Here is a 13,079-nt window from a genome sequence, read left to right on the forward strand (position 1 = left end):
ACCCTTCATGAACGATACCGGCGACAAGAAACCCCTTGGCCTTCGCGCTCCCGGCGCCCGGCCCGGCAACGTGAAGCAGAGCTTCTCGCATGGCCGGACCAAGAACGTCGTTGTGGAGACCAAGGCCCGCAAGCGCGTGGTCGCGGCGCCGCCGTCGGCCAGCCCCGCGCCGGCCGGAACGGCCACGCGGGCGAGCGCCATCTTGGGCGATCCCTCCAAGCGGCCCGCCGGCATCTCAGACGCCGAGCTTGAGCGTCGCATGAAGGCCCTGGCGGCCGCCCGCGCCCGCGAGGCCGAGGATGCCGCGCGCCGCGCCATTGAGGATGCGGCCCGCGAGGAGGAGCGCGCCCGCAAGCGCGCCGAGATCGAGGCCCGCGAACGCGAGGAGCGCGAACGCGAGGAGGCCGCCCGCGCCGCCGCCGCCGAAGAGGAGCGTAAGCGACTCATCGCCGAACGCAAGGCCGCCGCGCAGGCCTCGGCCGCCGCGCCGTCCCGCGCCCCTGTCCAGCCCGGCCCGCCGCCCTCCGAGGAGGATCGTCGCGCCGCGCTCCAAGCCCGCAAGCCGGACCGCGAGAAGGGTGACGCCCGCGGCCCCGCCAAGGAGGTCAAGGCCAAGCCCACCCGCGAGACCGAGGAGCGGCGGGGCGGCAAGCTCACGCTCACGCAGGCTCTCGATGGCGGCGACCGCCAGCGTTCCATGGCCGCGATGCGCCGCAAGCAGGAGCGGGCGCGTGCCAAGGCCATGGGCGGGCACGACCCGCGCGAGAAGGTGGTGCGCGACGTGCAGCTTCCCGAGGCGATCACGGTGGCCGAACTGGCCAACCGGATGGCCGAGCGCGTGGCCGACGTCATCAAGGCCCTGATGCGGAACGGCATCATGGCAACGCAGAACCAGACGCTGGATGCCGACACGGCCGAGCTCATCATCGACGAGTTCGGGCACCGCGTCGTGCGCGTCTCGGACGCGGACGTGGAGCAGGCGATCGACACCGTCATCGACAAGGACGAGGACCTCAAGTCGCGTCCGCCCATCGTGACCATCATGGGTCACGTGGACCACGGCAAGACCTCGCTCCTGGACGCGATCCGCCACGCCAACGTCGTGGCGGGCGAGGCCGGGGGCATCACCCAGCACATCGGCGCCTATCAGGTGAAGACAGAGTCCGGGGCCGTGCTGAGCTTCCTCGACACGCCCGGCCACGCTGCCTTCACGTCCATGCGCGCCCGGGGCGCGCAGGTGACGGACATCGTGGTGCTGGTGGTGGCCGCTGACGACTCGGTGATGCCGCAGACCATTGAGGCCATCAACCACGCCAAGGCCGCCAAGGTCCCGATGATCGTGGCGATCAACAAGATCGACAAGTACGAGGCCGATCCGCAGAAGGTCCGCACGGAGCTTCTGCAGCACGAGGTCGTAGTCGAGGCGATGTCGGGCGATGTGCAGGATGTGGAGGTGTCAGCCAAGACGGGGCAGGGGCTCGACAACCTTCTCGAAGCCATCGCGCTTCAGGCCGAAATCCTGGAGCTCAAGGCCAACCCGAGCCGCCCTGCCATGGGCGCGGTGATCGAGGCCAAGCTCGACGTGGGCCGCGGCCCCGTGGCAACGGTGCTCGTGCAGAACGGCACGCTTCGCAAGGGCGACATCTTCGTCGTCGGCGAGAAGTGGGGCAAGGTCCGCGCCCTTATCAACGACAAGGGCGAGACCGTCACCGAGGCCGGCCCGTCGGTTCCCGTGGAGGTCCTGGGCCTCGACGGGACGCCGCAGGCCGGGGACGTGCTGAACGTCGTCGAGACCGAGCAGCAGGCCCGCGAGATCGCCGACTACCGCGAGAAGGTCACGCGCGACAAGCGCGCGGCGGCGGGCGCGGCGACGACGCTGGAGCAGCTCATGGCGCGCGCCAAGGCCGACAAGAGCGTGGCCGAGCTGCCGGTTGTGGTGAAGGCGGACGTCCAAGGCTCGACCGAGGCGATCGTGCAGGCGCTGGAGAAGGTCGGCAACGACGAAGTGCGCGTGCGTGTGCTACATTCGGGCGTGGGCGCCATCACCGAGTCCGACATCGGTTTGGCCGAGGCGTCCAAGGCGCCGGTCATCGGCTTCAACGTTCGGGCCAACGCCCCGGCGCGGGCCTCTGCCAACCAAAAGGGCGTGGAGATCCGCTACTATTCGATCATCTACGACCTGATGGATGACATCAAGGCGGCGGCATCGGGCCTGCTCAAGGACGAGGTGCGCGAGCGCTTCATCGGCTACGCCCGCATTCTCGAAGTCTTCAAGGTCTCGGGCGTGGGCAAGGTCGCGGGTTGTCTCGTCACCGAAGGCGTGGCGCGCAAGTCGGCTGGCGTGCGGCTCCTGCGCGACAACGTCGTGATCCACGAGGGCACGCTCAAGACGCTCCAGCGGTTCAAGGATCAGGTCAACGAAGTCCAGTCCGGCCAGGAATGCGGCATGGCCTTCGAGAACTACGACGACGTCCGCCAAGGCGACATCATCGAGATCTTCGAGCGCGAGACGGTCGAGCGTACGCTCTGACCGTCATCGCCAGCCCAGTCAAAATAACGGAGGAGCTGACATCTCGTCGGCTCCTCCGCTTCGTTTATGCATCTGGTCAGGAAACTTGGCCGGACGGCGGGGCAGGGCCCTTTATGGAACCAGGCCACCCATGGGCTGGGAGCGTGTGATGAGCCGTGTCTGCCCTGAGTTCCGCGCACATGGAGCCACGTCGCGGAGTGCGGGAGCACCGACTGGTCCCTGTCCCTTGGACCTTGACACTGGAGCGGCAAACCGTGGTCGGTCGCCGCAGCCAGAATTTCACTGCAAACGTCAGGCCACCCGGGCGAGTGGGCGCTCGACAGGGAAGCCTTTGTAGACCTTCTCGTCGACCCGGATGATGACACGGCCATCGTCCAACTGGCGGACGAGGATGCCCTGCACCGACATGCAGCTCCCGATCTGGATTGTACGAAGCATCTGATTCCTCCCCTGCAAGCTCTCGTCATAAAAGTGCCACAGCAATAGTTAATAAACCATTTAAAGCGAGCAAGAACTCATCAAGTTGTAGAGATTTTCAGAGCCAGTCCCGCAGGATCGGGATCAGTGGGATATCGGCGGGCGGCATCGGGTAGCTTTGCAGCTTGTTCGGCTTTGCCCAAGCCAAGGTTTGACCTTCCCGGGGCTGCGGCGTGCCTTGCCAGCGCCGACAGGCGAAGAGCGGCATCAGGAGGTGGAAGCGCTCGTAGGCGTGGCTCGCGAAGGTCAGGGGGGCGAGGCAGGAGGCGTGGGTGTCGATGCCCAGCTCCTCGTGCAACTCGCGGATCAGGGCGGCTTCGGGGGTCTCGCCGGGCTCGACCTTGCCGCCGGGGAATTCCCAGAGGCCGGCCATGGACTTGCCCTCGGGGCGCTGGGCCAGGAGGATGCGGCCGTCGGCGTCGATGAGCGCGACGGCCGCCACAAGGAGGAGCGGCCGGGGGTCGGTCACGAGCGGTAGTCAGCGTTGATGTCGATGTAGCCGTGGGTCAGGTCGCAGGTCCAGACGGTCGCCGCGCCGTCGCCGAGGCCGAGGTCCACGCCGATCTCCAGTTCCTGCCGCTTCATGTAGGCCGAGGCGGCCTCCTCGGAGTAGTCGGGGGCCCGGAAGCCGTCGAGGGCCACGACGATGTCGCCGAAGCGGATCGACAGGCGGTCGCGGTCGGCCTGGGCCCCGGACTTGCCCACCGCCATGACGATGCGGCCCCAGTTGGCGTCCTCGCCCGCGATGGCGGTCTTGACCAGGGGGGAGTTGGCGATGGCCATGGCGGTGCGGTGGGCGTCGGGTTCGGAGGCGGCGCCGGTGACGCGGACCTGCACGAGCTTGGTCGCGCCCTCGCCGTCGCGGACGACCTGGAGGGCGAGGTCGAGGAACACGGATTCCAGCGCCCGCGCGAAATCGGGCTGGCCGGAGGCGTCCACGCCCGAGGCCCCGGTCGCCGCCACGAGCAGCGTGTCCGAGGTGGAGGTGTCGCTGTCCACGGTGATGCGGTTGAAGCTGCGGTCGCAGGCGGCGGAGGTGAGGGCCTGAAGCTCCTCCCGGCCGATGCGGGCGTCGGTGAAGACATAGACCAGCATCGTCGCCATGTCGGGCGCGATCATGCCCGAGCCCTTGGCGATCCCGGCGATCCGCACCGTGCCGCCGGGCAGGTCGAGCTCGGCCGAGGCGCCCTTGGGGAAGGTGTCGGTGGTCATGATGGCGCGCGCCGCCGCCTCAATGCCGTCGGGGGCCAGCGCGTCGCGCAGGGCGGGCACGGCGTCGGCGATGCGCTGCCAGGGCAGGGGCTCGCCGATGACGCCGGTGGAGGAGGTGAAGATGCGCGACGGCGGGAGGTCGAGCGCGGCAGCGGCGGCTGTGCAGATGCCGTGCACCGCCTCCTCGCCCAAGCGGCCTGTGAAGGCGTTGGAGTTGCCGGAATTGACGAGGAAGGCAGCTCGGCCGCCCTCGGAATGTGCCAGTTTGCTTTGCCCGTCGCGCACGGGGGCCGAGCGGGTGGCCGAGCGGGTAAAGGTGCCGGCGACGGTGGCCTCCTCTATGACGGCGAGCATCACGTCGGTGCGGCCCTTGTAGCGGACGCCGGCGGCGGCGGATGCGAAACGGACCCCCCCGATGATGGGGAGGTCCGGGAAGCGGGCGGGCGCCAGAGGCGAGACCTTGGACGCCAACTCAGTCGTCCAGGAGGGTCGCGTCGTTCAGCACAGCGGGGTCGAATTGGCCGGGCGCAGGCCGCGTGACCTCGGCCTGTCCTTCGAGCTCGGTCAGGCGGGCCTGCACGGCCTCCTGCTGGAGCTGGCCCTCGATCTCGCCGCGCACCTCGTCGAGGGTGGGGGGCGTCGTCGGGCGGGTGTCGTTGAGGCGGATGACGTGCCAGCCGAACTGGGACTGGACGGGGGCGGAAAGGGCGCCCTTCTCCAGGCCGGCGACGGCCTGCTCGAACTCGGGCACCATCATGCCGGCGGTGAACCAGCCGAGCGCGCCGCCCTGGGCACCCGAGCCGGTGTCGGTCGAAAGCTCGGTGGCGACGGCCTCGAAGGCCTCGCCGGCGGTGATGCGCTCGATGGCGGCGTTGGCCTCCTCCTCGGTGACGACGAGGATGTGGGAGGCGTCCCATTCCGTGCCGGGCTCGGCGCTGGCGTATTGGGCGTCGTATGCGGCCTGCACCGCCTCGTCGCTGACGGCGCCCGTGGCGATGTCGCCGATCACCTCGTTGGCGAGGAGCGAGCGGCGCTGGTTCTGGAGCGCGATCTCGGTGGCGGCGGAGGGGGTCGTGACGGTCTCGGCCAGGAGCTCCTGCTGGATGAGCTGATCGGTCACGCCGGAGAAGATCACGTCGGGCGGGAGCTGCTGGTATTGCGGCGGGAGCTGGCGCACGGCGACGAGAAGCTGGCCGAGGGTGATGTCGGTGCCGTTCACGGTGGCGACCACGGTGTCGCGCGTCACGTCCTGGGCGGGGGTCGCAGTTTCGGCCGTCACAGAGCCTTCGACCGGCGTGTCGGTCGCGGGAGCCTCGGGGGCGGGCGCTTCCGTCGTCGCCTCCTGCGCGGTAGCTGGCAAGGCCAAGGCCAGGGCCAGCACCGAGGCGGTCTGGAGGAGCGTGAGCTGTTTCAGCATGGAACGAAGCCTTGATCGGGCGGCCCGCCGGGCCGCGTTGACAGCGCGACAGCCCCCCCTTATGTCCGCGAACATCCCGAGGGGGCACACCGGCCCCCATCTAGGCCGGGCGTGCGCGGGCCACAAGGAACCTCCTCTCAATTTGGCGGGAGTCCCGGTCCAGCCCGGAGGGCGCGGACAGAGGACGAGGACGACGATCATGGGTTTGGGCACGCTCGCGCGGAGCATCTTCGGCACCCCGAACGACCGCAAGGTCAAGTCGGTTCGTCCGCTCGTCCAGGCCATCAACGCCCGCGAGGCCGAGGTCAAGGCGCTGAGCGACCAGGGCCTGAAGGACGCGACCGCCGCGCTGCGCGAGCGGGCGCGGGGGGCCGAGGACCTCGACCGGTTGCTGCCGGAGTGCTTCGCCCTCGTGCGCGAGGCGGCGTGGCGCGCGCTGGGGCTGCGGGCCTTCGACGTGCAGCTCGTCGGCGGCATCTTCCTTCATCAGGGCAACATCGCCGAGATGAAGACCGGGGAGGGCAAGACCTTGGTCGCGACCTTCCCGGCGACGCTGAACGCGCTCGCTGGCAAGGGCGTTCATGTGGTGACGGTGAACGACTATTTGGCACGCCGCGACGCGGAATGGATGGGCAAGGTCTACGGGATGCTGGGCCTGACGACCGGGGTCGTGGTGCCCCAGCAGCCCGAGCCCGAGAAGCGCCTAGCCTATCAGGCCGACATCACCTACGCGACCAACAACGAGCTGGGCTTCGACTATCTCCGCGACAACATGAAGTCGGACCTTGGGCAGATGACCCAGCGCGGCCACAACTACGCCATCGTGGACGAGGTGGACTCGATCCTCATCGACGAGGCGCGCACGCCTCTCATCATCTCGGGGCCGTCGCAGGACCGCTCGGACCTTTATATCCGCATGGACAAGCTGATCCCGCTGCTGCCCGAGAGCGGATATTCGGTGGACGAGAAGACGCGCAACGTCACCTTCACGGACGAAGGCAACGACGTCTTGGAGGAGAAGCTGCGCGAAGCGGGGCTGCTGCCCGAGACGCAGAGCCTCTACGATCCCGAGTCCACGACGCTGGTCCACCACGTCAATCAGGCGTTGCGGGCGCACAAGCTGTTCCAGCGTGACAAGGATTACATCGTCCGCGACGGCAAGGTGGTGCTGATCGACGAGTTCACCGGCCGCATGATGATCGGTCGTCGCCTGTCGGACGGCCTGCACCAGGCTATCGAGGCCAAGGAAGGCGTGAAGATCGAGCCTGAGAACGTCACGCTCGCCTCCGTGACATTCCAGAACTACTTCCGGTTGTATAGTAAGCTGGCCGGGATGACCGGCACCGGCCTGACCGAAGCTGACGAGTTCCGGGAGATCTATGGGTTGGGCGTCGTGGAGATCCCAACGAACCGTCCCGTCGCCCGCAAGGACGAGCATGACGCTGTCTACCGCACCGCGCGCGAGAAGTACGAGGCCATCGTCAAGGCCATCCGCGAGGCGCACGAGCGGGGGCAACCGATCCTGGTCGGCACGACATCCATCGAGAAATCCGAGATGCTGTCGGGCATGCTGCGGAAGGATGGCATCCCCCACAACGTCCTGAACGCCCGCGAGCACGAGCGCGAGGCGCAGATCGTAGCCGAGGCCGGGCAGCCGGGCGCCGTGACCATCGCGACCAACATGGCGGGGCGGGGCACCGACATCCAGCTTGGCGGCAACGTCGAGATGAAGGTTCTGGAGGCGCTGGCGGCCGATCCCGAGGCGCACCCCGACGAGGTGCGCGCCCGCATCGAGGCCGAGCACGCCGCCGACAAGGAGCGGGTGAAGCAGGCTGGTGGACTTTACGTGCTGGCCACCGAGCGGCACGAGTCGCGTCGCATCGACAACCAGCTCCGTGGCCGATCGGGCCGTCAGGGCGACCCGGGGCGGTCGAGCTTCTTTCTCTCGCTCGAGGACGACCTGATGCGGATCTTCGGATCCGAGCGGCTGGACAAGGTGCTGTCCACTCTGGGGATGAAGGAAGGCGAAGCCATCGTCCACCCTTGGGTGAACAAGTCTCTGGAGCGCGCGCAGGCCAAGGTCGAGGGGCGCAACTTCGACATCCGCAAGCAGCTTCTCAAGTTCGACGACGTGATGAACGATCAGCGCAAGGTGATCTTCGCCCAACGCCGGGAGATCATGGAATCCAGGGACATTGGCGAGATCGTCGCCGACATGCGGCATCAGGTCGTCGCGGATCTCATGGACGACTTCATGCCGCCGCGCTCCTATCCGGAGCAGTGGCAGGCCGAGGCGCTCTACGAGTCGGTCAAGCTGAAGCTCGGTCAGGATCTGCCCATCCTGCAGTGGGCGGCCGAGGAAGGGGTGGATCAGGACAAGATCCGCGAACGTATCGTCGAAGCTACGGACAAGGCAATGGCCGAGAAGGAGGCCGCCTTCGGTCCCGAGACGATGCGAAGCATCGAAAAGCAGGTCCTGCTGCAAACCATCGACGCCAAGTGGCGGGATCACCTGCTGCGGCTGGAGCACCTCCGCTCGGTCGTGGGCTTCCGGGGCTACGCCCAGCGCGACCCCCTGAACGAATACAAGACCGAAAGCTTCCAATTGTTCGAGAAGCTGCTCGACGGCTTGCGCGAGGAGGTGACGCAGAAGCTTTCCGCCCTCCGCCCCATCACGCCCGAGGAAAGCCAGGCCATGATGCAGAACCTGCTCGCGCAGCGGCGGGCTCAGGCGGCCGCGCAAGCTGACTCCGCATCGGCGGGGCAGGGGGGGAGTGTGGCCAACGCGATTCGGGTCGGGACGCCTGCCTTGGTGACGGCGGGTACGGAGAACGGGGCTCTGCAGCCGCAGCCGGACGTGGGCCTCGTTCGCCCTGGGTTCGATGTCGAGGATCCGTCGACATGGGGTAATCCCTCGCGCAACGATCCGTGTCCCTGTGGCTCGGGGCAGAAGTTCAAGCATTGTCATGGGGCGTTTTGAGGAACCCGCAGGACAGGCAGCACGGTCTGGACGTTTCACGTGAAACGTCGGACTCCGCGATGCGGGCCGGCTTCACGAGGGTGATCTGAGAGGATCCTAACTCGGCGGCACTTGCCGTCCTCCGCCTTGGCAGACGGCAAAACAAGACCGCAGAATTGAGGGGCGTCTTTCAAGTCCAATCTCGGGCTCATGCCGTGGCGACATTTTTCGGCCTTGGCATGATTCGATCTGAAACGCAGTAGGGACTCTGCCCTTCGTCCCTGCGGGCCTCACCCCGTGATATTTCAAGCCGAAGAAGGCCGGATGCACCCAACGGGGTGCGCTGGAGTCCTTGCCAGACATGGAGAAGCGGTTGCCGATGTGACGCCGTCGCCTGTGGTCTTACAGGTACCCTTCCGCCCGGAAGCTCAGTTCCCGCTCTCGCCCGATGATGAGATGGTCATGCAGCGAGAGGCCCAACGCCTGCGCCGCTGCCTCGACCTGCGCGGTCATGTCGATGTCGGCTTGGCTGGGCGTGGGATCGCCCGACGGATGGTTGTGGACGAGGATCAGGGCCGAGGCGTTCAACTCCAGAGCCCGCTTGACCACCTCGCGCGGGTAGACCGGAACATGGTCCACGGTGCCGCGCGCCTGCTCCTCGTCGGCGATCAGCACGTTCTTGCGGTCGAGGAACAGGACGCGAAACTGTTCCTGCTCCCGATGCGCCATGACCGTGTGGCAGTAGTCGAGAAGCTGGGCCCAGCTTGAGACCACGTGCCGCCGCAGCACCTTGGCCCGTGCCATCCGATGCGCCGCCGCCTCGATGATCTTCAACTCGGTCGCTACCGCCTGTCCCACCCCCTCGATTTGGAGAAGGCGGGGCAGGGGGGCTGACAGCACCGAGGCCACGTCCCCGAACGTCTCCAGGAGCCGCCGCGCCAGCGGCTTCACATCCTGTCGTGGGATCGCGCGAAACAGCACCAATTCCAGAAGCTCATAGTCCGGCAGCGCCGCCGCGCCCCCATCGAGGAACCGTTGCCGCAGCCGTGCCCTGTGGTCGGCGATGTAGGATGGGAGCTTGCTGCCGGACAGCGGGACAGGCAAAGCCTCGTCCCCGTCCAACGGGAAAAGCGCGAGTGAATCGGACAGGCCAGGCGGCTTGGTCATGCCCCCAATGATGCCTGCGAATAATTAAGATCCGGTGAAGGACAGCCTCGGAAACGATATGAAGCGGCGGCCGGGGCCAGTCCCGGACCACCGCTCTCCGCCTTCGATGACGATCGGGGGGCCCTACCGGGCATCCCGCCCCGAAGAAGGGACAGTTCAGCCCTTCATCGAGTCCCAGAAGCCCTTAACAGCCGAGAAGAACCCGGCGCTCTGAGGATTGTTCTTCTGCTCCGAGAGCTTGTCGAACTCGCGGAGCAACTCCTTCTGACGGGAAGTCAGGTTCACCGGAGTTTCGACCGCAAGCTCGATGAACATATCGCCCACGTCCTTGGTCCGCAGGACGGGCATTCCCTTGCCGCGCAGCCGCATCTGGCGACCCGCCTGCGAGCCCTCGGGGATGCGGACGCGGGCGCGGCCGCCGTCGATGGTCGGCACCTCGATGTCGCCGCCCAGGGCCGCCGTCGCCATCGACACTGGCACCCGGCAGTGCAGGTCCGCGCCGTCGCGCACGAAGATCGCGTGCTCCTTGACCTCGACGAAGATGTAGAGGTCGCCCGTGGGGCCGCCGCGCATCCCCGCCTCGCCCTCGCCGGCGAGCCGGATGCGCGTGCCCGTCTCCACCCCGGCGGGGATGTTGACGGAGAGCGTCTTCTCCTTCTCCACGCGGCCGGCGCCGTGGCAGGCCTTGCAGGGGTTCTTGATCGTCTGGCCCAGGCCGTTGCAGGTCGGGCAGGTGCGTTCGACGGTGAAGAAGCCCTGCTGCGCCCGCACCTTGCCGATGCCGGAACAGGTGGGGCAGGTCTGCGGCTCGGACCCACCCTCGGCGCCTGTGCCCTTGCACACGCCGCAGGTGACGGCGGTGGGGACCTGGATCGTTTTTTGCAGGCCCTGGTGGGCCTCCTCCAGAGAGATGCGCAGATTGTAGCGCAGGTCGTTCCCCCGCGCCGCCGCCCGCGCCCGGCCTTGCGCCCCGCGCGCGCCCATGATGTCGCCGAAGAGGTCGTCGAACACGTCCGAGAACGCGCTGGCGAAATCGCCGTTGGGCCGGAACCCGCCCGCGCCGCCCGGCCGCGCGCCGCCCATGCCGCCGTCAAAGGCCGCGTGGCCGAAGCGGTCGTAGGCCGCCTTCTTCTGCTCGTCCTTCAGGACCTCGTAGGCCTCGTTCACGTCCTTGAACTTGGCCTCGGCCTGCGGGTCGTCGGCGTTGCGGTCGGGGTGCAATTCCTTGGCCTTGGCCCGGTAGGCCTTCTTGATCTCCTCGGCCGAAGCGCCGCGGGTCACGCCCAGGGTCTCGTAGTAGTCGCGTTTCGCCATCACTCACATCCTCCGGCCCCTGAAACGAAAGCGGCCGGCCCGTGGCGGGCCGGCCCTTCCCCGATCAGGGGCCCCGCCCTCAGCGGCCCCGCTTGTCCTCGCCCAGGTCCTCGAAGTCGGCGTCCACGACGCCGTCCTCGTCCTGGCCCCGGTTCGCCGGGCCGTCATCGCCATCCGGCCCCTCGGCGGCCTGCGCCTTGTAGATCGCCTCGCCCAGCCGCATCGCGGCCTCGGTCACGTTCTGGATGCCCGAACGGATCTTGCCGACGTTGTCACCCTCGAGCTCGTCCTTGAGGGCGGCGACCGCCAGCTCGATCGCCTCGACCGTGGAGGGATCGACCTTGGAGCCATGCTCCTTGAGCGATTTCTCGGTCGAGTGGACAAGCGATTCGGCCTGGTTCCGGGCCTCGATCAGCTCACGCCGCTTCTTGTCGGATTCGGCGTTGGCCTCGGCGTCCTTCACCATCCGCTCAATGTCGGCGTCGGACAGGCCGCCCGAGGCCTGGATGGTGATCTTCTGCTCCTTGCCGGTGCCCTTGTCCTTGGCCGAGACCGACACGATGCCGTTGGCGTCGATGTCGAAGGTCACCTCGATCTGCGGCATCCCACGCGGGGCTGGCGGGATGTTCTCCAGGTTGAACTGGCCCAGCATCTTGTTGTCGGCCGCCATCTCGCGCTCGCCCTGGAAGACGCGGATCGTCACGGCGTTCTGGTTGTCCTCGGCCGTGGAGAAGATCTGCGACTTCTTGGTCGGGATCGTGGTGTTGCGGTCGATGAGGCGGGTGAACACGCCACCCAGCGTCTCGATGCCGAGGCTCAGCGGGGTCACGTCCAGAAGGACCACGTCCTTCACGTCGCCCTGGAGCACGCCCGCCTGGATCGCCGCGCCTAGCGCCACCACCTCGTCGGGGTTGACGCCCTTGTGCGGCTCCTTGCCGAAGAACTTGGTCACTTCCTCGACGACCTTGGGCATCCGCGTCATGCCGCCCACCAGCACCACCTCGTCGATGTCGCCCGTAGTCACGCCGGCGTCCTTGAGGGCCGCCTTGCACGGGTCCATCGACTTCTTGATGAGGTCGGCCACGAGGCTTTCCAGCTTGGCCCGCGTCAGCTTCATGACGAGGTGCAGCGGCTGGCCGTTGGCCATGGAGATGAAGGGCTGGTTGATCTCGGTCTGCGAGGTCGAGGACAGCTCGATCTTGGCCTTCTCGGCGGCCTCCTTGAGCCGTTGCAGCGCCATCTTGTCCTTGGTCAGATCGACGCCATGCTCCTTGCGGAACTCCTCGGCAAGGTAGTTCACGATCCGCATGTCGAAGTCCTCGCCGCCGAGGAACGTGTCCCCGTTGGTGGACTTCACCTCGAAGAGGCCGTCGTCGATTTCGAGGATGGTCACGTCGAAGGTGCCGCCGCCGAGGTCGTAGACCGCGATCGTCCGCGTTTCCTTCTTGTCGAGCCCGTAGGCCAGCGCGGCGGCCGTCGGCTCGTTGATGATGCGCAGCACCTCAAGGCCCGCGATCCTGCCGGCGTCCTTGGTCGCCTGCCGCTGGGCGTCGTTGAAGTAAGCGGGCACGGTGATGACGGCTTGCGTCACCTCTTCGCCGAGGTAGGATTCGGCGGTTTCCTTCATCTTCTGGAGAATGATGGCCGAGATCTGCGAGGGCGAATACCTTTGGCCGCGCGATTCGACCCAGGCGTCGCCGTTGCCGCCGTCCACGATCTTGTAAGGGACGAGCTTCTTGTCCTTCTCCACCTCGGCGTCCGTCGTGCGGCGGCCGATCAGGCGCTTGACGGCGAAGATGGTGTTCTCGCTGTTGGTGACGGCCTGCCGCTTGGCAGGCTGGCCGACGAGCCGCTCGCTGTCGGTGAAGGCGACGATCGACGGGGTCGTGCGCGCGCCTTCCGAGTTCTCGATGACGCGGGGCTGCGAGCCGTCCATGATCGCCACGCAGGAGTTGGTCGTGCCGAGGTCGATCCCGATCACTTTGGCCATGGTCAAATCCCTT

The 13,079-nt window shown here is 67.4% G+C and carries 9 protein-coding genes; 2 read left to right on the forward strand and 7 right to left on the reverse strand.

From position 1 onward, the window contains the following. Window positions 1–7: 7 nt before the first annotated feature. Window positions 8–2,530, forward strand: coding sequence for a translation initiation factor IF-2 (gene infB / locus J2Z33_RS05100; RefSeq protein WP_209838554.1), 2,523 nt, complete (start codon window positions 8–10; stop codon window positions 2,528–2,530). 291 nt (window positions 2,531–2,821) lie between these two features. Here infB and J2Z33_RS05105 read toward each other — a convergent pair whose 3' ends face one another. The 4 genes from J2Z33_RS05105 to J2Z33_RS05120 form a co-directional block, all read right to left on the reverse strand. Then, on the reverse strand, window positions 2,822–2,968 hold the full coding sequence (locus J2Z33_RS05105) for a hypothetical protein (protein ID WP_209838556.1): 147 nt from the start codon (window positions 2,966–2,968) through the stop codon (window positions 2,822–2,824). A gap of 97 nt (window positions 2,969–3,065) precedes the next feature. After that, window positions 3,066–3,476, reverse strand: coding sequence for an 8-oxo-dGTP diphosphatase MutT (mutT, locus tag J2Z33_RS05110; RefSeq protein WP_209838558.1), 411 nt, complete (start codon window positions 3,474–3,476; stop codon window positions 3,066–3,068). Next, window positions 3,473–4,690, reverse strand: coding sequence for a bifunctional glutamate N-acetyltransferase/amino-acid acetyltransferase ArgJ (argJ, locus tag J2Z33_RS05115; RefSeq protein WP_209838560.1), 1,218 nt, complete (start codon window positions 4,688–4,690; stop codon window positions 3,473–3,475). Before argJ ends, mutT begins: the two co-directional genes overlap by 4 nt. Window position 4,691: 1 nt before the next feature. After that, window positions 4,692–5,636 carry a peptidylprolyl isomerase gene (locus tag J2Z33_RS05120; RefSeq protein ID WP_209838562.1) on the reverse strand — a complete coding sequence of 315 codons (945 nt, stop codon included), beginning with the start codon at window positions 5,634–5,636 and terminating at the stop codon, window positions 4,692–4,694. Window positions 5,637–5,832: 196 nt separating this feature from the next. On the opposite strand from J2Z33_RS05120, the gene secA reads away from it, so the two are divergent. Then, window positions 5,833–8,616 carry a preprotein translocase subunit SecA gene (gene secA / locus J2Z33_RS05125; protein WP_209838788.1) on the forward strand — a complete coding sequence of 928 codons (2,784 nt, stop codon included), beginning with the start codon at window positions 5,833–5,835 and terminating at the stop codon, window positions 8,614–8,616. A gap of 381 nt (window positions 8,617–8,997) precedes the next feature. Here the strand turns inward: secA and radC are convergent, their stop codons facing one another. From radC to dnaK, 3 genes are all read right to left on the reverse strand, one after another. Continuing rightward, complete coding sequence (radC, locus tag J2Z33_RS05130) at window positions 8,998–9,762, reverse strand: RadC family protein (protein ID WP_209838563.1); 765 nt, start codon at window positions 9,760–9,762, stop codon at window positions 8,998–9,000. 156 nt (window positions 9,763–9,918) lie between these two features. Beyond that, the gene (gene dnaJ, locus J2Z33_RS05135) at window positions 9,919–11,076 is read right to left on the reverse strand and encodes a molecular chaperone DnaJ (protein WP_209838565.1); all 1,158 of its coding nucleotides are present in this window, start codon (window positions 11,074–11,076) and stop codon (window positions 9,919–9,921) included. Window positions 11,077–11,155: 79 nt separating this feature from the next. Beyond that, window positions 11,156–13,066, reverse strand: coding sequence for a molecular chaperone DnaK (gene dnaK / locus J2Z33_RS05140; RefSeq protein ID WP_209838566.1), 1,911 nt, complete (start codon window positions 13,064–13,066; stop codon window positions 11,156–11,158). Window positions 13,067–13,079 lie beyond the last annotated feature (13 nt).

The sequence above is a fragment of the Rubellimicrobium aerolatum genome (assembly GCF_017872975.1).
Classification (GTDB): Bacteria; Pseudomonadota; Alphaproteobacteria; order Rhodobacterales; family Rhodobacteraceae; genus Rubellimicrobium; species Rubellimicrobium aerolatum.